This is a genomic window from Caulobacter sp. 05L422 (assembly GCF_056397765.1).
Genome location: NZ_JBFTOB010000017.1, coordinates 109,005 through 131,246, shown reverse-complemented (window position 1 = coordinate 131,246; position 22,242 = coordinate 109,005). Strand labels below are relative to the sequence as shown.

Annotated in this window: 12 protein-coding genes; 7 read left to right on the top strand and 5 right to left on the bottom strand. The window is 69.2% G+C overall.

All coding sequences use genetic code 11. From position 1 onward, the window contains the following. Nucleotides 1–14: 14 nt before the first annotated feature. Nucleotides 15–1,565: a rhamnogalacturonidase gene (locus AC1DMQ_RS17155; RefSeq protein WP_477034763.1), complete on the bottom strand. Its 1,551-nt coding sequence runs from the start codon at nt 1,563–1,565 to the stop codon at nt 15–17. A 215-nt stretch (nt 1,566–1,780) separates the two neighbouring features. Between AC1DMQ_RS17155 and AC1DMQ_RS17150 the strand changes: the two genes are divergently transcribed. After that, nucleotides 1,781–2,815, top strand: coding sequence for a LacI family DNA-binding transcriptional regulator (locus AC1DMQ_RS17150; protein ID WP_477034762.1), 1,035 nt, complete (start codon nt 1,781–1,783; stop codon nt 2,813–2,815). Nucleotides 2,816–2,821: 6 nt separating this feature from the next. On the opposite strand, the gene AC1DMQ_RS17145 is transcribed toward AC1DMQ_RS17150, so the two are convergent. Genes AC1DMQ_RS17145 through AC1DMQ_RS17135 form a run of 3 tightly spaced genes read right to left on the bottom strand, consistent with a single transcriptional unit; the run spans nt 2,822 to nt 7,545 of the window. Further along, nucleotides 2,822–5,935, bottom strand: a complete 3,114-nt coding sequence (locus tag AC1DMQ_RS17145; protein WP_477034761.1) for a TonB-dependent receptor — start codon at nt 5,933–5,935, stop codon at nt 2,822–2,824. After that, the gene (locus AC1DMQ_RS17140; protein ID WP_477034760.1) at nt 5,925–6,920 is read right to left on the bottom strand and encodes a FecR family protein; all 996 of its coding nucleotides are present in this window, start codon (nt 6,918–6,920) and stop codon (nt 5,925–5,927) included. Before AC1DMQ_RS17140 ends, AC1DMQ_RS17145 begins: the two co-directional genes overlap by 11 nt. Further along, on the bottom strand, nt 6,898–7,545 hold the full coding sequence (locus AC1DMQ_RS17135) for a sigma-70 family RNA polymerase sigma factor (RefSeq protein ID WP_477034759.1): 648 nt from the start codon (nt 7,543–7,545) through the stop codon (nt 6,898–6,900). The genes AC1DMQ_RS17140 and AC1DMQ_RS17135 overlap by 23 nt, the downstream gene beginning before the upstream one ends. A gap of 308 nt (nt 7,546–7,853) precedes the next feature. On the opposite strand from AC1DMQ_RS17135, the gene AC1DMQ_RS17130 reads away from it, so the two are divergent. From AC1DMQ_RS17130 to AC1DMQ_RS17105, 6 genes are all read left to right on the top strand, one after another. Beyond that, nucleotides 7,854–11,333 carry a TonB-dependent receptor domain-containing protein gene (locus AC1DMQ_RS17130; RefSeq protein WP_477034758.1) on the top strand — a complete coding sequence of 1,160 codons (3,480 nt, stop codon included), beginning with the start codon at nt 7,854–7,856 and terminating at the stop codon, nt 11,331–11,333. 219 nt (nt 11,334–11,552) lie between these two features. After that, nucleotides 11,553–12,407 carry a rhamnogalacturonan acetylesterase gene (locus tag AC1DMQ_RS17125; protein WP_477034757.1) on the top strand — a complete coding sequence of 285 codons (855 nt, stop codon included), beginning with the start codon at nt 11,553–11,555 and terminating at the stop codon, nt 12,405–12,407. 23 nt (nt 12,408–12,430) lie between these two features. After that, entirely contained in the window at nt 12,431–14,788 is a 2,358-nt protein-coding gene (locus AC1DMQ_RS17120; RefSeq protein WP_477034756.1) for a glycoside hydrolase family 95 protein, read from the top strand. A 2-nt stretch (nt 14,789–14,790) separates the two neighbouring features. Then, nucleotides 14,791–15,750, top strand: a complete 960-nt coding sequence (locus tag AC1DMQ_RS17115; protein ID WP_477034755.1) for a pectinesterase family protein — start codon at nt 14,791–14,793, stop codon at nt 15,748–15,750. Between the two features lie 49 nt (nt 15,751–15,799). Next, complete coding sequence (locus AC1DMQ_RS17110) at nt 15,800–18,925, top strand: glycoside hydrolase family 2 TIM barrel-domain containing protein (RefSeq protein ID WP_477034754.1); 3,126 nt, start codon at nt 15,800–15,802, stop codon at nt 18,923–18,925. An 11-nt stretch (nt 18,926–18,936) separates the two neighbouring features. Continuing rightward, nucleotides 18,937–20,181, top strand: coding sequence for a pectate lyase family protein (locus AC1DMQ_RS17105; protein WP_477034753.1), 1,245 nt, complete (start codon nt 18,937–18,939; stop codon nt 20,179–20,181). Here AC1DMQ_RS17105 and AC1DMQ_RS17100 read toward each other — a convergent pair. Further along, on the bottom strand, nt 20,178–22,109 hold the full coding sequence (locus AC1DMQ_RS17100) for a hybrid sensor histidine kinase/response regulator (RefSeq protein WP_477034752.1): 1,932 nt from the start codon (nt 22,107–22,109) through the stop codon (nt 20,178–20,180). The two genes, AC1DMQ_RS17105 and AC1DMQ_RS17100, sit on opposite strands and share 4 nt — an antisense overlap. Nucleotides 22,110–22,242 lie beyond the last annotated feature (133 nt).

Here is a 22,242-nt window from a genome sequence, read left to right as displayed (position 1 = left end):
GCGCGCAGTGAGTTTTAGAAAGTCTGGCTGACCGTCCCGTCGAAGCGACGGTCCTCGAGCCAGCGGCTGCCGAAGCTCCGGAAGCCCGTGACCTGGTCCAGCATGAAGGTGGACGGAGCCTTGGGCAGGCGGAGTCGGAAGAGGTCGATGTCCTGGACGTCCCGCATCCAGAAGGCGGGCCGGGCGTCGGCCGCCTCGGCCACGATCTCGACGTTGCTCATCTCGATGTTGCGGGCGTGGCGGATGAAGAAGCCGGTGGCGGGCAGGTCGCCGAACATGTCCGGATCCGGATAGGCCTTGTCGGCCTCGGGCGGCTGTCGCCTGGCCAGCTCGGCCGAGCCGCCACCTAGCTGGTGGAAGTAGACGTCGCTGATCTTGACGTCCTCGACCGGGTGGCCGGCCACGCCCGCGATGATCGACGGCTGCGGCGTGGCGCCGTGGCTGACGATGTTCTGGATCGTGATGCGCCGCAGCTTGCCCACCGGGATCCCGGCCGGGCCGCGCATGCGGCTGCCCAGGCGCAGGAACAGGGGCGGGAAGCCCAGGCCGCGCATGGTGATGTTGCTGATGGCGATGTCTTCGGTCAGCGCCCCGTCCATCGTCTCCAGCGCGATGCCGTAGCAGTGATCGAACACGCAGTTGGTGATCGTGACGTTCTTGAAGCCGCCGTTCGACTCCGTGCCCAGCTTGATGCGGCCATAGCCGTGGAAGCCCGGCGGCATGGTCTTCCACGTGCMGTCGATCACCGAGCCCATCTCGTAGTTGCCGGTCAGCAGGCAGTCGGAGATCGTCAGGTTCTCGGTCGGCCGCGCATAGCCCAGGGCGAATGAGCTCTTGGGGCAGATGCCGTCGTCCCACGGCGAGTTGATCGTGCAGTTGGTGACCCGCACGTTGCGGCAGCAATCGATGTCCAGGCCGTCGCGGTTGGTGTCGACGATCAGACTATCGATAATCAGATTGTCGACGCCGGTGGCCAGCAGGGCGAACCAGCCGCCTTGCAGGACCTTGAAGTCGCGCAGCAGCACGTTGCGGCAGTTCTTCAGGGCGATGGCCTTGTCGCCGACGCCGGGGCCGCTGACGTCCGGCGGATCGTCGGGGAAGCGGTGGCCGCGGGTCAGGCCCTTGCCCCAGATCAGGCCGGTCCCGACGATGGCGATGTCGTGCAGGCCCTCGCCGAAGATCAGGCTGTTGGTCCAGTGGCTGTGGCCGTAGTCCTGATAGGCGTTGCCGGCGCCCGCGCCCGGGTCGTCATAGCCGTTCGGGGCCACGCCGGTAGGGGCGGCGGCCAGCAGCACGGCGCCTTCGCCCAGGTGCAGCGTGACCCCGCTCTTCAGGCGAAGGGTGTAGCAGGCGTAGGTTCCGGGCGGAAAATGCACCACCCCGCCGCCCTGGGCCGCGGCGCGGTCGATGGCCTTGTTGATGGCGGGGGAGTCGATGGCCGCGCCGTCGCCCACGGCGCCGAAATCGCGGATGTTGAACCAGTGCGCCGTCGGGTCGGTCGGCTTGGGCTGGGCGCTTGCCGAACCGGCGGAAAGCGCCGACGCGCCGGCCAGACCCGCGAACACGAGGCCTCTTCGATCCAGTCTCATCCTGCGCGCCCCCTCTTGAAGGCCTGTCTTCCGCAGGCCCGTTGCAGGCAGGAAACATTCGGCGACCAAGGGTGTCAAATGAAATTGGTACCGGTAGCATTCTATTTGCCAGCGCTGGCACGATGGATGCTAGCGCTAGCAACGTTGTCGCAGGCGCGTTATGCCATATCGTGGGAAATGGGAGGGCTTCGGTGGCTCAGGGCGAATTCGGCGCGGCGCTGTCGGTGACGATCGACGATGTGGCCCTGGCGTCGGGCGTTTCGATTCGCACCGTGTCGCGGGTCCTCAACAAGGCCCCCAATGTCGGCGAGGAGACCCGCAAGACGGTCCTGGAGACCATCGCCCGGCTCGGCTACAGCCCCAGCATCCGCGCCCGGGCCCTGGCCTCGGGACGCTCGTTCCTGATCGCGGTGGTGCAGGACGATCCCAACGCCCACGTGATCAGCGCCCTGCAGCGCGGCATCGTCGAGACCTGCTCGCGGCACGGCTATGAACTGGTGGTCCACCCCGTGCGGTTCGGCGACCCCGAGGTCGCGGCCGACGTCGAAAGCTTCGTGCGGCGCTCGCGGGTGGACGGGCTGATCGTCTTGCCGCCCACCTCCGAAATCGCCGCGATCCCCGCGCGCCTGACCCAGCTGGGCGTGCCCTCGGTGGGCATCGCCTCGGTGTCGCTGCCGGAATACCCCTGCATGCTGGTCAGCGACGAGCGGGCCGCGACGTTCGAGCTGGGCCGGCGCCTGATCGAACTGGGCCACCGCCGGATCGCGCTGATCGAAGGCCCGCCCCACTTCCGTTCGGCCCAGGAACGCAAGGCCGGCTTCCTGGCGGCGCTGCCCGAGCCGATGCCGCAGGCCTACCTCCAGAAGGGCGACTACGGGTTCGAGAGCGGCCTGGCCGCCGCCGAGGCGCTGCTGTCCCTCGACCAGCCGCCGACCGCGATCTTCGCCTGCAACGACATCATGGCCGCCGCCGTGCTCAAGGCGGCCCGCGAGCGCGGCGTCCAGGTGCCGGACCAGCTGTCGGTGGCCGGGTTCGACGGCAGCGATCTCGCCGCGATGATCACCCCGGCCCTGACGACGATCCGCCGTCCGCTGACCGAGATGGCCCGGCTGGCGACCGAGACGCTGCTGGCCATGATCGAAGACCGGACCGCCGCCCAGCCCCACAGGCCGATCGGCTTGGACCTGATCCAGCGGCAGTCCATGGGCGCGGCCCCGAAGGCTTGAGGCCCGCTAGAACCGCATCTCCAGGCCGAGACGGAACTCCCGGCCGGTGTGGTGCTGGTAGTTGGCCAGGTCGCTGGTGTCGGAGAACTGGCGGTTGGTCGTGTTCAGCAGGTTGCCGCCCGCCGCGGTCACCCACCATCCGGGCGCGACCCGATAGCGGGCCGAGAGGTCCAGGTTGGTGTAGGCGTTGACGCCGTCGACGTCGGCGCCGGTCGGGGCGGGGATGGCGGTCAGATAGCGGCCGCGATGCGACAGGGTCGCGCGCACGTCCAGGCCGTTGCGGCGATAGGCGGTGGTGATCGTCCCCACGATGCGGGGCGAGCCCAGGCTGTCGTGGGCGATGAACGGCTCGCCCTGCAGGTTCCAGAACCGCATGCGCGAGCGGCTGTAGGTCACGCCGGCGCGGACGTTCCAGCCCCGTAAGGCTGGCGAGGCCAGGTCCAACGGCGCCTGCAGCGCCAGTTCCAGCCCGTCCAGATGACCCCCGCCTTCGTCGGTCCGTGTCAGGAATTGCCAGATCGGCAGGTCCGGCGCGCATCCCGGCAGGCGTCCGCACGCCGCCGTCGCCACGCTGTCGGGCAGGCCGAACGGATTGGCCGAGAACACCGAAGGTGCGGTGGCGGTGACCTGGACGGCGGAATGGATGGTCTTGTGGAAGAACGCGGCCGACAGGACCGCGCCGGGGGCGAAGTACCACTCGACGGCGGTGTCCAGGGTGTCGGCTCGCGCGGGACGCAGGAACGCATCGCCCGCCGAAACGGCCCGCAGGCCGCCGGTCGAGACATTGACGCCGGGGCGCAGGCTGCGCAAATCCGGCCGCGACATCACCCGCGCGGCGGCGAACCGCAGCACCAGGTCGTCGCGCGGTTCGAAGGCCAGGTTCAACGAGGGCAGCAGATCGTCATAATCCCGGGTCGCCGAGATCGGGGCCACGAACCCCGGCGCGTCCGGATCGGTGGTGAAGCCCCGCGACGCCTGGCGGGTGTGGGCGTAGCGCAAGCCGAAATCGCCGCGCGGCGACCAGGGCGCGGACAGCGTGAAGGCAGCCTGCAGATAGGCGGAAGTATCGTGTTCCTCGACCGCGTAGTTGAGGCCCAGAAGCGGTTCGGGGCCCAGCTCCAGCGTCTCGCAGGCGCTGGACCAGCAGGCGGCCCGGAAAAGGGCGGCGGCGGTGGCGACGTCGGGCGCCAGCCAGGCGTCGGGCGTCCCGGCGGCGGTGGTGAAGCGGTTGGACCAGGCCTGGCGCAGATAGCCGGACGGCGCGATCGCCGCGAGGGCGGCCGGGATGTCGGCGTTGAGGTTGGCGATCGAGCCGTCCGAGCGCGCCATGGCGACCGCGTCGGTGCGGTAGATCTTGTGCTGCACCCCGCCGCGCAGGGTCAGGCTGTCCCATGGCGTCCATTCCAGGTCGAGGCCGGCGGTCTTGAAGCTGTTGTCGACCCAGTTGGGTTCGGACCGAAGCTCGGCCAGGGTCCAGTTCGCCGGGCTGGCCAGGTCGGCCGAACCGAAGTCGATAAGCGGCCGCCGGCGGTCGCTGAAGTCGTAGGCGAAGCCCTGGACGTCGTACTGGTCCAACTGAACGGTGGTCTGCAGCGGGTTGCTGAAATCGGAGCGGCTGTAGCCCGCCAGGGCCTTCAGCGTCAGCCGATCCGAAAGACGCTGGCTGACCGACAGGGTGGTCTGGCGGAAAATGGTCTCGAGCCGGTCGAACCGCGACTCCGTGCGGACGTCGACATTGTCGAACCTCCCGGCGATCAGCACCGGCAGGCCCGGCCTGGGCGTGATGATCGTGGCGTTGTTCACCCGGACGGCGGCCAGGCCGCAGTCGGGATTGATCGGCGCGCGGCAGACTCCCGCCGTGCGGAAGGTGAAGCTCTCCAGCAGGTCCTCGCGCCGCTCCGAGGACAGTTCGGAATAGAGGACGTCCAGCGCGACGTCGGTGCGCTCGGACGGTCGCCATTTCAGGCTGCCGGTCAGGCCCAGGCGCTTCTGCTCAATGCGGAACGCTTCCAGACGGGGGATGCGAGGGTGCAGGGCGGCGTTCAGCGTCGCCAGGTCCGGCCCGCCCGAGGCGGCGCTTCCAAAGCCGGGATAGACCGTGGCGCCGGCCTGCCACTGCCCGGCGTTGGTGCCGACATCGTCGACCATCCGCTCCGAATAGGCGCCCGAGATCAGCACCCCGAACCGATCGTCCTGGGTGCGGCGCGACAGGATCGCCGAGACGCGTGGGACCGCCTTGCGGCTTCCGAAATTGTAGGCGCCCTCGACCGTCAGCTGGACCCTGGAGCGCGGGCCGTCCAGGGGCGAGCGGGTCTGCAGGTCGACGGTCGCGCCTAGGGAGCCCTCGTCGATATCGGCCGACGGGGTCTTCTGCACGCGGATTTGGTTGAAGAGGTCCGCCGCGAAGACGTTGAAGTCGAAGGCCCGTCCGCGATTGGTTCCGCCGCCGGCGTTCGAGCCGCCGAACGTCGCCAGGGTCTCCATGCCGTTGATGCGCACGCGGGTGAATTCGCTGCCGACCCCGCGCACGCTGACCTGCCGTCCCTCGCCGCCGTCGCTGGTCACGGCCACGCCGGGCAGTTGCTGCATGGCGCTGCCCAGGCCCGGATCGGCCAGGCTGCGCAGATCGTCGCCCAACAGGATGTCGCTGCTCTCGGCGGACAGGCGCTTCATCCGCAGGGCCTCGCTGCCGGTGTCGCGCGCGACGACCTGGACCGTGCTCAAGGCGGCGGGCTCGCTGTCCTCCGGGGGCAGGAGCCGGGGGCGGGACGGGGCGATCGCGGGGAGGGGCGCGGGCGCCCGGATGCTGATGACCCCGTCGGCGCTGACCGACTGGTCCAGGCCCGAGCCGCGCAGCAGGCGCCGCACCGCCTCGGCCGGTTCCAGGCGGCCGCGCACCGCCGGGGCCGTTCGTCCCCGGACAAGGCCGGCCGGCGCGATGATGATCGCCCCCGTCTGGCGCGACAGGGCCAGCAGGGCGGTCGAAAGAGGTTGGGCGGGCAGATCGACGACCCGGGTCGGCGCGGCTTGGACCACCGTCGGCGTCAGGCCGGGGACCAGCGTCGCCGCAACGGTGACCAGGCCAAGACCGCGCGCGCCGACGCGGGTCTTACCGGGCATGAGGCTCCGGCGCGCGTTTCGGATCGGCGGCGACGAGGATCCGGCCGCCGCGGCCGTCCGAGGTCAGTCGCACGGGAAGCACGCGCGGCAGCTCGGCGACGAAGCGGTCGGCCTGGGCGACGTCGAACGCCGCCGTGACCTTCAGCCGGCCCGTGGCGGCGGAATCGATCGTCAGCGGGCGCTGGCCGTAGCGGTTGAGATCGGCGACGACCTCGGCAAGGGGCGCGTCGTCATAGGCCAGGCGGCCTTGGCGCCAGCCGCCCGCCAGGTCCGACCGGGCCAGCACGCCGACGCTCAGGCCGCGCGCGTCGGCGACCGCCGTCTGGCCGGCCCGCAGGGTGACCGCGCGATCCCGGCCGCCGTCCGAGACCTGGACCACGCCCTGCTCGACCTCGACCCGGACGTCCTGGTCGGCGCCGTGATGGACGTTGAAGCGCGTGCCGATCACCCGGACCATCGCGTCGCCGGCCTGGACCGTGAACGGATGGCCCTCCTGGTGGGCGACGACGAAGAAGGCTTCGCCGCGTTCCAGCGACAGGGCGCGCGGACGCCAGCGCGAGGCGGCCTTCAGGCGCGAGGCCGGGGCCAGGGTGACTTGGCTGCCGTCGCTCAGGGCGATCTGGCGGGTTTCGCCCGGTTGGGTCTCGTAGGTCGGGGCGGGGAGGGCGAAGACGGCGATCGCCAGGCAGGCCGCCAGCAGTCCGCCGGCCGCCATGGCCGGGGCGCGCCACTGCCTAGCCTGGGGCACGGCCGGGCGCGCGATCGGACGCCCGACGGGCTCGGCGAGCGGCGAGGCGCTCAGCCCGCCCAGCATCAGGACCACGCCCTCGGCCTGTTCATAGGCGCGACGGTGCTGCGGGTCGGCGTCCAGCCACGCGCCCAGCAGCCGCGACCGCTCGGGCGGGAAGTCCTCGCCCACCACCGCCAGGGCCCAGGCGCGGGCGGTCTGGCCGATCGGCGAGTCAGGATCGACGGCTTCGTTCACGCGACAGTCCTCGATAATCGGCGGTTCCATGGATCAGGGCGCGCTGGCAGACGGCCAGCGCTTCCTCGACGGTCTTGCGGACGAGCGATTGCGAGACGCCGAAGCGTTCGGCGATCGCCACGAAGCTCTGGCCTTCCAGCCGGTTGGCCAGCAGGTATTGACGGTGCCGGTCGGGCAGGCCCTGCACGACCTGTTCGAGCAGGCCCATCTGCTGCTTGGCGATCAGGGTGCGCTCCAGGTCGGGCGTCTCCTCGCTGTCGATCGCCAGCAGCGGCGCCGAGGCGTCGAGAGTGCGGCTGACCCGCGCCATGCTGCGGCGTTCGTCCAGCATCAGGTTGATCGCCACGCGGAACACGAAGGCCCGGGGGCTTTCGAGCCGCTCGGCGCCTTCCATCTCGCCCAACTTGAAGAAGGCCTGCTGGGCCACGTCCTCCGGGTCGGGCGGCCCCGGGCCGAACCGCGCGCGCAGGAAAGCGCACAGGTCGCGCCATTCGCGGGCGTAGGTCGCCGAGTAGGACGGGCGATCGCGCCACCGACCTTTCGCGGCGCCGTTCGACCCCGCGACATCCGGCCCGACGCTGCTTGGCCTGACGATTCGAAGCTTGGGCGTCTTCGCCTCGAACACCGGTGCTCCCCAGTCACGTCGGTCTTTTTCTTGAGGCGGCGACGATGAGAGGGAACGGGTCCGCGATCAACCGAAACTGAAAAAAATGCGGGGGAGGCGAACTTTCTTGTGCGGATCGGCATGTCGAAATCGTCGTTTCTTGCAGGCCTGAAGAGGGGAAAAATATTCGTCATTTTTCCAATGATACCGCTAACTTTCCCTCTTTTCTCCAGCTTCTTGCCATGTCTATCCTAATGACACCGGTGACAACAGGCCGGGTGAAGAAAGGCGGCCCTCGAACCGCCGGGACTAACTGGGGAGGGAAGTCCATGACCAAGTCCACGCATCTGCACACCTGCGCCTTGCTGCGTAACTCGTCGCGCCTGGCGCTGACGGCGGCGCTCACCGCCGGATTTTCGATCGGCCTCGCGGCGACCGCCGCCCAAGCCCAGAACACTCAGACCGCCTCCGCCGAAACCAATGTGATCGAAGAGGTCGTCGTCACGGGCTATCGCGCCTCGCTGCGCAGCGCGATGGAGACCAAGAAGACCTCGGACGTCATGCTCGACGCCATCAACGCCGAGGACATCGCCGACTTCCCGGACTCGAACCTGGCCGAGTCTCTGCAGCGCCTGCCCGGCATCTCGATAGACCGCGACAACGGCGAAGGGCGCACGATCAGCGTACGCGGCCTGAGCGGCGACTTCAGCCGGGTGCGGGTCAACAACATGGAGGCGCTGTCCACCGGCGCCAGCAACGACGCCGGCTCCAGCCCCAACCGTTCGCGGGCCTTCGACTTCAACGCCTTCGCCTCGGAGCTGTTCAGCTCGGTGCGGGTGAGCAAGTCGTCGTCGGCCGCCGCCGACGAAGGTTCGCTGGGCGCGACGGTCGATCTCTATACGGGCAAGCCCTTCGACTATAAGGGCTCCGCCTTCGCCGCCTCGGCCGAGGACTCCTATTACGAGAACGGCAAGACCCACAGCCCGCGCTTCACCGTGCTGGCGTCGGATCGCTGGTTCGACGGCAAGGTCGGCCTGCTGGTCTCGGGCGCCTACGCCAAGCGCAAGTCCGTGGACGACACCTATGCGCGCGGCGCCGGCTCGTCCGACTACACCTATCGCGGCTCGACCTGGACCGGCGACGAACTGCCCGGCCGCGCCGGCTTCGCCGCGCCGACCGGCACGGTGTTCACGGCCCTGATCCCCACCACTCTGACGGGCGCGGCGTTGGCCGCCTACAAGGCCAATCCGGCCAACTACTACAATCCGATGGCCAATGCGGCCGCCTATGGCGAGATGACCGGCTCGGATCCGGCCGCCTACGCCAAGCTCTATCCGAACTGCGCCGCCGCGGTGGGGCAACCGGTGGCGGGGGTGACCCCGACGTCGCCGGGCTGCAACGACTCCCTGGTCCGCTTCCCGGCCCTGCCGTCGCTGACCCAGAAGGACGTCGACACCGAACGCCTGGGCCTGACCGCCGCGTTCCAGGTCCAGATCAGCGAGCGCACCCGCCTGACGGTCGACGCGCTGTACTCGCGCTTCGAGAGCACGACGACCAACTATGGTCTGTCGCCGGTCGGTCTGAACCGCAACAACACCAACGCCAGCTATTCCTATGGGGGCAACGTGCCCACGGCGACCGCGCGAAACGGTTCGGCCATGACGGACGCCCAGCGCCGGGCGCTCTATCCGGGCACCTGCACCTTCGCCGACGAAACCGAGCTGAACCCCGGCCAGGATTGCGGCCAGTCGCTGTACGGCAACACGCCGCTGCCCGGCTACAGCTTCAGCTACACGCCCTACAACCTCGATCCGTACGAGTACTACACCAACCCGGCGTCGCCCGGTTACGCCGGACCGGCCGCGTCGCTGCCGTTCCGCGGCGACCTGATCGGCCGTCCGTCGGTCAAGCTGCTCGACGCCGAAGTCGTGGGCCAGAACGCCGAATATCTGAAGCTGGGCAACATCGACTGGCGTTCGTACGCCGACCGCGGCGCCTACACGACCGACTTCCGCCAGGTGTCGCTCAACCTGACGCACGAGTTCAGCGACCGCTTCCGCGCTGAATTCAGCGGCGGCATGTCGGAGTCGACGAACAAGAACCAGGGCACCCTGGTCGAGTTCAACTACATGGACGCCCAGGAGCCGTTCATCTTCGACGAGCGCGGCGCCAGCGGCATGCCCCGGTTCGACGCCGGCTTCAATGCCGCGGATCCCAAGAAGTGGGGGATCATCAAGGGCTTCTCCGGCATGCGCAATTACGTGCGCGAGACGGTCAACACCTACAAGGGCCTGAAGGCGGACTTCACCTACGAACTGGACGACAACTGGTCGGTCCAGTTCGGCGGCACCGGCCGCAGGTTCGAGTTCACCACCAACCAGTTCGAACGCAACAACGACCTGCTGAACCCCACCGAGAAGGAGGCCGGCGTCAGCATCGCGTCGTTGGGCCAGGTCGTCGATGTCGGCCAGGGCCTGAATGCGCCGGCCGGTACGACCACCAGCTTCTGGGCGCCCGACATGGAAGCCTTCGACAACGTCTTCGGCTTCACCTGCAACTGCATCAACAAGTACGGCGACTACCGCATCACCCGGAAGCGCAACCGTTCCGCCTCGTTCGGCGTGACCGAAGAGAACCTGGCCTACTACGCCCAGTTCAACTTCAACTACGACGTCCTGGACGGCCGCCGTCTGTCCGGCAACATCGGCGTCCGTCAGGCCCATACCGAGGTGAACGCCCAAGGCGAAACCACCGCCGGCCGGCCGATCTACGGCGACAACAGCTATGACGACACGCTGCCGTCGGGCAACGTGACGTTCGAGGCCTTCCATAACTTCTACATCCGCGCCGCCGCCGCCAAGGTCATGGCCCGTCCGCTGCTGGGCAACCTGTCGCCGGCCGTGACCGGCATCAGCGTCCCCAGCGACGGTTCGAGCACCGGCGGCACGCTGACGGTGGGCAATCCCAAGCTGTCGCCGTTCCGCGGCAAGGCCTACGACGTCGCGGCCGAATGGTACTTCACGCCGGGCGGCCTGATCAGCCTGGGCTATTTCCGCAAGGACATCTCTTCGTATCCGCAGACGATCTTCTACGAAGCCCCGCTGTCGGAATTCCTCGATCCCGAGGCGATCGAAGCGCTGAAGCTGGGCTTCCCCGGCGCGACCGGCGGCGACGTCTTCCGCCGCGCCTATATCGACGCCAACAATCCCTTCCTCGCCCGTCAGGTTCGCGATGCGCCGGGCGGCGTCCTGCAGGGCTGGGAGTTCAACTACCAGCAGGATCTGACCTTCCTGCCCTGGTACTTCAAGAACCTGGGCGTCCAGTTCAACGCCACCAAGCTGGACACCGAGCTGACCTACATCCTGGATCCGGGCTCGGTGAACGCCACGACCGGCGCGGTCATCAAGGCTCCGGTCTACGGCAAGGCGCCGTGGCTGGGCTCCTCGCCCGAGGGCCTGAACTTCACGCTCTACTACGAGACCGAGAAGTTCAACGCCCGCGTCTCCACGGCTTATCGCAGCGAATACAACACGACCTATCCGCTCACCGCGGGCAACTGCGATCCGGGCCTGCAGTCGACCGGCGCGGCCTGCGACAGCCCGCTGATCAACGAGTTCGCCGGCGCCAAGTCGACCATGAACGTCGACTTCTCGATGCGCTACCAGCCGATCAAGCAGGTCAGCATCACGTTCGAGGCGCTGAACATCACCAACGAGATGTCCGAACGGTACGCCTACTCGGACCCGGTCATCTCGTCGTACGGCGGCGCGGGTCCGAACTACCGGATCGGCGTTCGCTACAAGTACTAGCCCCTTCGGCGCGCGGCCGGCCGGTGTTCGCACCGGGCCGGTCGCGGCCGACCCGCGGGGCGCCAGGTTCGCGCGGCGAGCAGGCGATCCCCGGTTGTTAAGCCGCCTCCCGCGGTGACTTTGGCGGACAGCCGGCCTTCCCGGCTGTCCGCCGCCTTTCTCCAGTATCGAGTCCGGAGACGACGGATGCGTTTCACAGCCCTTCTTCTCGGATCCTGCATGGCGACTCTGATCGCCGCTCCGGGCGCCCAGGCCCAGACGCCCGTTCCCAATCCGCCGCCGCACTTCAACGCGATCAAGATCGTGCTGGTCGGCGACTCCACCACGGCGGTGCAGGGCGGCTGGGGCCCCAGCTTCTGCGCCAAGCACGTGACCTCGTTCGCCGCCTGCATCAACCTGGCCCGGGGCGGGCGCAGCAGCGGCAACTACCGGACGGAGGGATCGTGGGCCTTGGCGCTGAACGAGATCAAGTCGGGCGGCTTCAACGACACCTATGTGCTGGTCCAGTTCGGTCACAACGACCAGCCCGGCAAGCCCGGCCGGTCGACGGACTTGGCCATCGAGTTTCCGGCCAATCTGAAGGCCTATGTCGAAGAGATCCGCGCCGCCGGCGGCAAGCCGGTGCTGGTCACCCCGCTGACCCGGCGTCAGTTCAAGGACGGCAAGCTGGTCGACGACCTGGCCCCCTGGGCCGAGGCGACGCGCAAGGTCGCCGCCGAGACGGGCGCGCCGCTGGTCGACCTGCACGCCGACAGCTACGCGGCGGTCCAGGCCATGGGCGCTGCCGAGGCCACCCGCTTCGCCCAGAACCCGCCGCCCGCCCACGTGCTTGAAGCGGCCAGGACGGGCACGACGATCGCGGCCAGCACGCCGGCGCCCGGGACGGCTGGCGCACCGGCGGCCGGGGTTGCTCCGACCGCCCAGAACAACGCCGCCCTCGAGCCGATGGGCCAGGCCAAGCTGTCGTTCGACTACACGCACCTGGGCGAGACGGGCGCCGACTATTTCGCCACCATCGTCACCGCCGACCTGGCCAAGGCCGTCCCGGCCCTGCGCCGGTTCCTGATCCCGTAGTTTCGCGTCCCGAGGACCTCGCCATGCGGCTGACCCGTAGAACGACTTTGGGAACCACGCTGGCCCTGGCGGCCGGAGCCGCGACCGGCGGCCTGACGTCCGCGAGGGCCGCTGCCCCGACCTCGCCGCTGCGCCTCTGGTATCGCCAACCGGCCAACGAGTGGGTCGAAGCGCTTCCGGTCGGTTCGGGCCGCATGGGCGCGATGGTGTTCGGCGGCGTCGCGACCGAACGGCTGCAGCTGAACGAAGACACCCTGTGGGCGGGCGGCCCCTATGACCCGGCCAATCCCGAGGCGCTGAAGGCCCTGCCGGAGATCCGGGCGCTGATCGACGCCGGCGACTACGCCAAGGCGACCGAGATCGCCGACGCCCGCTTCATGGCCACGCCCAAGCGCCAGATGTCGTACCAGACGATCGGCGAACTGAAGCTGACCTTCCCAGGTCTCGATGGTCAGCCGACGGACTATGTCCGCGACCTGGACCTGGACGGCGCGATCGCCACGACCCGCTTCAAGGTCGGCGGAACCGGCTACACCCGCCAGGTCATCGGCAGCTATCCCGACCGGGTCATCGCGGTGCGGCTGAGCGCTGACAAGGGCAGGGCGATCACCGTCGACCTGGCGTTCGACAGCCCGCTGAAATCCAAACCCGTCTCCAGCGTCGAAGGCCCCGACACCCTGGTCCTGTCCGGCGCCAACGACACGCAGCAGGGGATCGCCGCCCAGCTGAAGTTCGAGTGCCGCGTGCGGGTGCTCAACAAGGGCGGGACCCTGAGCGCCAAGGACGGCGTGCTGTCGGTCGCGGGCGCCGACGAGGTGGTGCTGCTGATCGCCGCCGCCACCAGCTATCGCCGCTTCGACGACGTGAGCGGCGATCCCACGGCCATCAACCGCGCGGTGCTGGCCAAGGCCTCGACCAAGCGCTGGCAGGCCCTGTTGGCCAGTCACCAGAACGATCACCGGGCCCTGTTTCGGCGGGTCGGCGTCGACTTCGGGACCACCACGGCCGCGCTGAAGCCGACCGACGAGCGCATCAAGGTCTCGCAGACCACCGACGATCCGGCCCTGGCGGCGCTGTACTACCAGTACGGCCGCTACCTGCTGATCGCCTGCTCGCGTCCCGGCGGCCAGGCCGCCAACCTGCAGGGGATCTGGAACGACAAGACCTCGCCGCCCTGGGGCGGCAAGTACACGATCAACATCAACACCGAGATGAACTACTGGCCGGCCGAGCCGACGGGGCTGGCCCAGTGCGTCAAGCCGCTGATCGAGATGGTCCGCGACCTGTCGGTCACCGGCGCCCGCACCGCCAAGGTGATGTACGACGCCCGAGGCTGGGTCACCCACCACAACACCGACCTGTGGCGAGCCAGCGGACCGATCGACGGCGCCAAGTTCGGGGTCTGGCCGACGGGCGGGGCCTGGCTCTGCAAGCACCTGTGGGACCATTACGACTACAACCGCGACCGCGCCTATCTGGCCGACGTCTATCCGCTGATGCGCGGCTCGGCGCTGTTCTTCCTGGACGCCCTGGTGGTCGATCCGGAGTCCGGCAAGCTGGTCACCAGTCCGTCGATCTCGCCCGAGAACAGCCACGGCCACGGCTCGTCCCTGGTGGCCGGTCCGACCATGGACCAGGCGATCATCCGCGACCTGTTCACGTCCTGCATCAAGGCCGCCGCCATCCTGGGAACCGACGCCGAGTTCAGCGCCCAGCTGGCGACCGCGCGCGACAAGCTGGCCCCCTACAAGATCGGCAAGGACGGTCAGCTTCAGGAGTGGCAGGAGGACTGGGACGCCGACGCGACCGACATCCATCACCGCCACGTCTCGCACCTGTACGGCGTGTTTCCCAGCGACCAGATCGCCATCGACGCGACGCCCAAGCTGGCCGACGCCGCCAAGGTGTCGCTGAACACCCGGGGCGACATCTCGACCGGCTGGGCCATCGCCTGGCGGCTGAATCTGTGGTCGCGGCTGGGCGACGGCGACCGGGCCCACAAGATCCTGTCGCTGCTGCTGGGTCCCGAGCGGACCTATCCCAACATGTTCGACGCCCACCCGCCGTTCCAGATCGACGGCAATTTCGGCGGGACCTCGGGCATGACCGAGATGATCCTACAGAGCCGCAACGACCAGATCCTGCTGCTGCCGGCCCTGCCGTCGGCCTGGCCGACCGGGCGCCTGACCGGCCTGCGGGCCCGGGGCGCGGTCGGCGTCGACGTGATCTGGTCGCGCGGCAAGCTGGAGACGGCGGTGTTCGTCGCCGCCGCCGATGGTCGCCACCACGTGCGCTATGGCGCCTCGAGCATCGATCTCGACCTGAAACAAGGCCAGCGCGTCCGCCTGACGGCGCGCGACGGCGTGCTGCGGAGAGCCTGAGCGTGAAGAGATTGATCGCCGTCGTTTGCGGGCTAGCCGCTCTGATGGTCGGGCTGGACGCCCGGGCCACGACCCTACGCGTCGGGAAGGGCGGAGCCTATTCCAGCGTCCAGAGCGCCGTCGACGCCCTGCCGGAGGCGGGCGGGACCCTGGAGCTGGCGCCCGGCGAGTATCGCGAGAAGCTGACCATCGCCAAGCCGAACGTCCGCCTGATCGGCAAGGGCAAGCGGCCGCAGGACGTGTTGCTGGTCTGGAGCGACGGGGCGATCACCGCCGGCGGCACGTTCAAGTCGGCCTCGGTCAACGTGTCGGGCGATGGCTTCCGGGCCCGCAACCTGACCATCCAGAACGACTATCACCTGAAGGACGCCCGCCCGTCCCAGGCCGTGGCCCTGGCCATCACAGCCGACCGCGCGGTTCTGGAGAAGGTGCGTCTGCTGGGCGCCCAGGACACCCTCTACGCCGCCAGCAAGAAGACCGCCCCCAGCCGTCAGTATTTCAAGGACTGCTACGTCGAGGGCCACGTCGACTTCATCTTCGGCGACGCCAAGGCCTTCTTCGATCGCTGCCACATCCACGGCATCGCCCACGAGACGGTGATGATCACGGCCCAGAGCAAGTCCAAGCCCGAGCAGGACAGCGCCTATGTCTTCGACCGCTGCCGGATCACCGCGGACCCGAAGGTGGGCGAGCTCTGGTTCGGCCGCGCCTGGCGGACCTACGCCACCGTCATCTTCATGCGCACCCGCATCGACGCGGCCCTGCATCTGGAAGGCTGGCGCGAGTGGACGCCGGGCAAGACCGACACCCTGGGTACGGCGACCTACGCCGAGTTCGCCTCGACGGGGCAGGGGGCCAGCCCCAAGACCCGCGAGCCGCGCAGCCGCCAGCTGACCGCCGACGAGGCCAAGGCCTGGAGCCGCGACGTGTTCCTGGCCGGCCCCGACGGATGGCGTCCGTGAGCGCCCTGTTTCAAGACCTGATTGAAGTTCAAGCCCCGTGAGCCGGATGATGCGCGTAGACCGACGAAGCTTCCTGGCCGCCGGCGGCCTGGGCATGGCCGCCAGCCTGGCGCCCGCCTTGGCGAACGCGGCGGAGGCCGATCCCCTGGCCATCGCCGACGAGGGCTGGAGCCTCTGGATCGACCAGGCCGCGTCCTGGAAGGACGACGCCATCCACCTGCCCGGGGCGTTCGACCTGAAGGCCCTGTCGGTCAATCCGCCGACCGGCGGCTGGGCCAGCCTGGGCTCGGGCGACGCCCTGCGCGTGGACCTGCCGACCACGGTCGAGCAGCACCTGTGGGGCAAGTTCGGCACGCGGCCCTACGGCGCGGACGAATACCGCTACGCCGAGGACGACGACGTGCCGCAATACGGCGCCTACAAGGGCGTGTCCTGGTGGTCCAAGGCCATCGACATCCCCGCCTCGGCCAAGGGCCAGCGGGTGATGCTGAACATCCGGGGCGCGCGCCTGCGGGCCGAGGTGTTCCTGAACGAGCAGTTGGTCGGCTATTCGATCATGTCGGAGCTGCCGATCAACTGCGACCTGACCGCCGCCATGCGACCGGGCCAGGCCAACCGCCTGGCGATCCGCATCACCAATCCCGGCGGCCGCTTCGACTGGCGCGACAGCACCACCATGATGTGGGGCAAGGCCAAGCTGTTCGCCTCGCACGGCTTCGGCGGTCTGGACCGCGGCCTGACCCTGAGCGTCCACCCCCTCTCGGCCCGGATCGAGGACGCCTGGGTGCTGAACACGCCGGACGCCCGACGGGTGACGGGCTTCATGGAGGTCGCGTTCGACAAGCCGGTCGTGGCGGCCAGGCTGGCCGGCCTGCGCGCCAAGGCGGGGCTGGAGCTGGTCGACGACCGCACCGGCCGCCTGGTCCCGGCCGAGGTCGGCCTGGAAGCGCTGGAGGCCATCGACGCCGCGCGCGTGCGGGTCCGGTTCAGCCTGGCGGCGCCGAGCGCCAAGCTCTGGGACCTGGAGACGCCCGAACTCTATCGCCTGCGGTTCCGCTGGACCGAGCGCAAGGACGTGGTCGACACGCGCGAGGTCCGCTTCGGCTTCCGCTGGTTCGGCGTCGACGGGGTCGGGACCGACGCGATGCTGCGCCTGAACGGCCGGCGGGTGCGGCTCTATTCGGCGATCTCGTGGGGCTATTGGGGCTTCAACGGCCTTTGGCCGACGCCGGAGCTGGCGCGCCGCGAGGTGACCTCGGCCAAGACCCTGGGCCTCAACGCGCTGCACTTCCACCGCAACGTCGGCAAGCCCGAGGTCTTCACGGCCATGGACGAGATGGGCCTGCTGCGGGTGATGGAGCCCGGCGGCGGTCGCCACGCCATCGGCAAGGACCTTAAGCCGGGCGAGAGCCTGTCGGCGGCCGATACCTTCAGCCGCGACTTCATGGTCGAGAAGTGCAAGGCCATGGCCCGCGCGTTCCGCTCGCATCCGTCGCTGGTCCAGTACACGCTTCAGAACGAGATCGGCGCCAACCTAGCCAATCCCGACGTCCAGGCGGTGCTGAAGGCGATCCACGACGTCGACCCCAGCCGGGCCGTGATCCTCAACGACGGCTTCGTGGCGCGCGGCGCGGCCCAGGCCATGTACCTGCCCTATGACGACCACTACTACCGCTCGGACGTCGAGGAATGGGGCGGCTGGTGGGTCAACCACCAAGGCGCCGGCGACCAGTGGTACGACAAGTTCTACGCGGGCAAGGACGAGTACATCCACCGCCAGACCGGCAAGCCGTTCATCGTCGAGTTCGGCGAGATGCAGGGCTGCGCGGTCGCCGACAACCACGCGGCCATGCTGGTCGAGATCCTGGCCAAGGGCGGCAAGAGCTACGACCTGGAGGACCACAAGGCGGTGGTCGCCCCGACCAACGGCTATCTGGAGCGCTGGGGGTTCAACAAGGCGTTCCCGACCAGCGAGAGCCTGTTCCTGTCGGTCGGCCGCAAGGCCTACGAGGCCTGGCGCGAGTATCTGGAGAACATCCGCATCGGCGACAGCGTCGACGTCGCCGCCATCTCCGGCTGGGAGAGCACGGCGATCGAGAACCATTCGGGCATCGTCGACGTGCTGCGCGGCTTCAAGGCCGATCCGGCCCTGATGAGCCAGAGCCTGCGGCCGGTGCTGGCGATCGCCAAGCCCCGCGCCCGAGCCTATGCGGCGGGGGACAGCGCCGAGCTGGACCTCTATCTGCTCAACGACACCGGCAAGGCCGTGTCGGGCGAGATGGCGCTCAGCCTGATCGGGCCGGATGGAAGCGTCGAGGCCCTGGGCCGCTGGCCGGTCCCGGCGGGGCAGTCGCCCGACGTCTTCAGCCACCTGGTGGCCGAGAGCGTGCGGACCCCGGCGCTGCGGCGCGAAGGGCTGAACGTGATCCGCATCGCCCTGAGCGACGTCGTCTCGGACCGCGAGATCTGGGTGACCGGACCGGCGCCGAAGCCGGCCAAGCCCGCGCGGATCGGCGTCTCGGGCATCGCCCGCAGCCTGCGCGATCAGCTGGCCGCCGTCCCAGGCGTGGTGCTCGAGGACTTCAAGCCGGGCGTCCGCTACGACGGGATCATCGCCTCGGGCCTGAAGAGCGACGAGATCGTTCGACGCCAGGTGGGCGAGCAGACCGGCCTGGAGGCCCAGCCCAAGAAGGGCGACAAGCCCGTCGTGGTCCTGGGCGACCTGCCGCCCGAGGTCCTGGCGGCGGTCAAGGCCGGCGCGCCGCTGCTGGCCATGGTGCAGGAGGACGGCCTGGCCGAAGGCGTCGCCAAGCAGCTATCGGGCCTGGGCCTGTTCGACTACGCCGGCCAGGTCGGCGGCCTGCGCGCCCCCTGGATGGGCAACTGGAACTATGTACGCGCCCATTCCACCTTCGCCGGCCTGCCGGTCGACATGGGCATGAGCGTGCTGCACCAGGTCGAGGGGCAGCCGTCCAACGGGCTGGTCGTCGACGGAACAGGCGTCGAGGTGATCGCCGCCTACAGCCGCGACCACGATCGCAAGAACGGCGCGGCCAGCTTCATCGCGCGCAAGGACGGCATGCGGGTTCTGGTGCACCGTCTGCCCGACATGGCCGGTCCGCTGCAGCGGCGCTGGCTGGCCAACGCCGTCGACTGGCTGGCGCGCGGATCTTGAGGGAGGTCGACATGACGGATCGGACGAAGATCGGACGGCGGGCGATGCTGCTGGGCGGCGCCCTGGCCCTTCCGGCGCTCGGTGCGGTCGCGGCGGACCCCCAGCCGCGGATGTTCGAGCGCCTGGGTTGGGCCGGCGGCACGCCCGGCGGCGACGGCGGTCAGGTCATCCGGGTGACGACCCTGGCCGGCGACGGTCCGGGCTCGTTCCGCGCCGCCGTCACCGCCAAGGGTCCGCGCACCGTGGTCTTCGACGTGGCCGGCGTCGTCGACCTGGGCCGCAAGAGCATCAAGATCGTCGAGCCCTTCCTGACCATCGCCGGCGAGACCGCCCCGTCGCCGGGCGTGACCCTGATCAAGGGCAGCCTGGCCATCGAGACCCACGACGTGATCATCCGCCACCTGCGGGTGCGCGCGGGCCGCGACGGGGCCCCAGCGCGCGGCGGCTGGGAGGTCGACGGCATCACCTGCTGGAAGGCCCGTGACGTCATCGTCGACCACTGCTCGATCAGCTGGGCCACCGACGAGAACCTCTCGGCCTCGGGCCCGCGCTTCACGGGCGGCGAGGATCCAAGGGGGTGGCAGGCGGGGACCTCGCACCGGATCACCTTCAGCAACAACATCGTCGCCGAGGGCCTGTCGAACGCCAGCCACGTCAAGGGCGAGCACTCCAAGGGCAGCCTGATCCACGACAACGCCACCCAGGTGCTGATCGTCGGCAACCTCTATGCCCACAATCGCGAGCGCAACCAGCTGTTCAAGGGCGCGGTCGAGGCGGTGTCGGCCAACAACCTGATCTACGACCCGGGCACGCGCGCCATGCACTACGCGCTCAACGCCTCGGAATGGACGGGCCACACCTGGCGGAACGGGCGCCTGGCCCTGGTCGGCAACGTGGTCAAGGGCGGGGCGTCCACCGACCTGCGCCTGCCGTTCCTGATCGTCGAGGGGCAGGGGGACCTCGACCTCTATGCGCACGATAACCTGGCCAACTACGCCGACGGCCGCCCGATGCCGCCCTCGCGCGTCATCCCCACCGAGCCTCTGCCGAAGATCAACTTGCTCGACAAGCCGCCGGTGTGGCCCGAGGGCCTGGAGGCGATCCCGGCCTGGCGGGTCGAGGCCAAGGTTCTGCTGAACGCCGGCGCGCGGCCCTGGGACCGCGACGCCGTCGACCGCCGGATCGTCCAGGACGTGCGCCACGGAACCGGCCGGGTGATCGACGACGAGAAGGATGTCGGCGGCTATCCGAGCTAGTTCGGTTTCGACGCCAGGATCGTCAGCAGCCCGTCGATCGAATAGGGCTTGCGCACCAACGGGAACCCTCCGGCGCCTTGCTCGACGATGATGTGGCTGTAGCCGCTGGTCAGCACGACCTGCAGCTTGGGCCACCGCTGCTGGATGACCTGAGCCAGTTCCAGTCCGCTGATGCCGGGCATGACCACGTCGGAGAACACCAGGTCGAAGGCGTCGGGGTCGCCGGCCAGCGCCTTCAGCGCGGCCTGGCCGTCGCCGACCCAGGTGACGGTCTGGCCCAGTTCCTTCAGCAGGCCGGCGGCGAACTTGCCGACCCCCTCGTTGTCCTCGACCAGGAGGACGCTGCGCCGGGGCACCGTCGACAGGTCGACCAGGGCGGCGACGGGAGAGGTAGGGGGCAGGGCCTGCCCCTCGGCGCTGGGCAGGTAGAGCGTGAAGGTCGTGCCGACGCCTAGCCGGCTCTCGACGTCGATCTCGCCCCGCGACTGCTTGGCGAAGCCGTAGACCTGGCTGAGGCCCAGCCCCGTGCCCTTGTCGACCGGCTTGGTGGTGAAGAACGGCTCGAAGATCTTCTTGAGCGTCTCGGGCGGCATGCCTGTGCCGTCGTCGGCGATGTCGACGGCGATGAACGCCCCGCTGGCGGCCGCGTGGCCCCGAACCGCGGGGACGCCGTCGACAGTCCTGGCGCTGATCCTGATGGTTCCGCCGCGCGGCATCGCGTCCCGGGCGTTGATGACCATGTTGAGGACCGCGGTGTCGAACTGGCTGGGATCGGCCTCGACGACGTGTTGGGTCTCGGGAAGGTCCGTCTCGATGGTCACCGACGAGCCGATCGTGCTGCCGATGATCCGGTGAAGACCCCAGAGGCGCGCGCAAACGTCGAAGACTTCCGGCTGCAGGGGCTGGCGGCGGGCGAAGGCCAGGAGCTGTCCGGTCAGGGTCGCGGCGCGGTCGGCGGTCTCGGCGATCGCTTCGACATAGCGGACGCGCTTTTCCTCGGGCAGGTTCGGTCGGCGCAGGAAATCGGCCGAGGCGCGGATCACGGTCAGCAGGTTGTTGAAGTCGTGCGCGACGCCCCCGGTAAGCCGTCCGATCGCCTCCATCTTCTGGGCCTGGACCAGCGCCTCGCGGGAGCGCTCTAGCTCCTCCTCGGCCTGGCGCTTCTCGGTGATGTCGCGGGTCACCTTGGCGAAGCCCAGCAGCCGGCCGGTCTCGTCGTGGATGGGATCGATCAGGATGCTGGCCCAGAACCGTTCGCCGCTCTTGCGCACGCGCTGGGCCTCGCCGGAGAACTTGCCCTCGCGGAGCGCCGTGGCCAGGGCTGCGGCCGGCAGGCCGGCCTCACGGTCCTCGGGCGTGTAGAATAGCGAGAAGTGCCGCCCGACGATCTCGCCGGCGGTGTAGCCCTTGATCGCCTCCGCCCCGGCGTTCCAGTTGGTGACGGCGCCGTCCGGGTCGAGCATGTAGATGGCGTAGTCCTTGACGCCCTCGACCAGGAGTCGGAAGCGCTGCTCGCTCTCGTACAGCGCCTGGTCGGTCGCGCGCCGTTCCGAGACGTCGCGGGTGATCTTGGCGTAGCCGACCACCTCGCCTTCATCGATCACCGGGTCGATCACCACGTGGGTCCAGAAGCGCGTGCCGTCCTTGCGCACCCGCCAGCCCTCGGCCTCGAATCGGCCGGCCTCGGCGGCGGTCCGCAGCGCACGCTCCGGCAGACCGGTCGCGCGGTCCTCGTCGGTGTAGAAGGTCGAGAAATGCCGGCCGATGATCTCGTCGGCCGTGTAGCCCTTGAACAGCTGGGCGCCGGTGTTCCAGGTCGCGACGCGCCCCTCGGCGTCGAGCAGGTAGATGGCGTAGTCCTTGACCGCGTCGATCAGCAGCTGGAAGCGCGTGGCCTGGTCGAGGTCGATCAAGCGACGAGATGGCATTAAGTCCGACATGTCCTGGAAGTGCTGCGCTGAAGGTGGAACCCCGAGTTCTCCGATGAGGTTCCGCGAGGCGACGATGTCGCCGAAGGCGCAACATCGCGCGCCTGTGGAGCTGGCGCAACAAGAGCTGGCG

Excerpts from the sequence above, each read along its gene's own strand:
- AC1DMQ_RS17145 (WP_477034761.1), bottom strand. The coding sequence starts at position 5,935 with ATGCCCGGTAAGACCCGCGTCGGCGCGCGCGGTCTTGGCCTGGTCACC.
- AC1DMQ_RS17130 (WP_477034758.1), top strand. The coding sequence starts at position 7,854 with ATGACCAAGTCCACGCATCTGCACACCTGCGCCTTGCTGCGTAACTCG.
- AC1DMQ_RS17125 (WP_477034757.1), top strand. The coding sequence starts at position 11,553 with ATGGCGACTCTGATCGCCGCTCCGGGCGCCCAGGCCCAGACGCCCGTT.
- AC1DMQ_RS17120 (WP_477034756.1), top strand. The coding sequence starts at position 12,431 with ATGCGGCTGACCCGTAGAACGACTTTGGGAACCACGCTGGCCCTGGCG.
- AC1DMQ_RS17110 (WP_477034754.1), top strand. The coding sequence starts at position 15,800 with ATGCGCGTAGACCGACGAAGCTTCCTGGCCGCCGGCGGCCTGGGCATG.
- AC1DMQ_RS17105 (WP_477034753.1), top strand. The coding sequence starts at position 18,937 with ATGACGGATCGGACGAAGATCGGACGGCGGGCGATGCTGCTGGGCGGC.
- AC1DMQ_RS17100 (WP_477034752.1), bottom strand. The coding sequence starts at position 22,109 with ATGCCATCTCGTCGCTTGATCGACCTCGACCAGGCCACGCGCTTCCAG.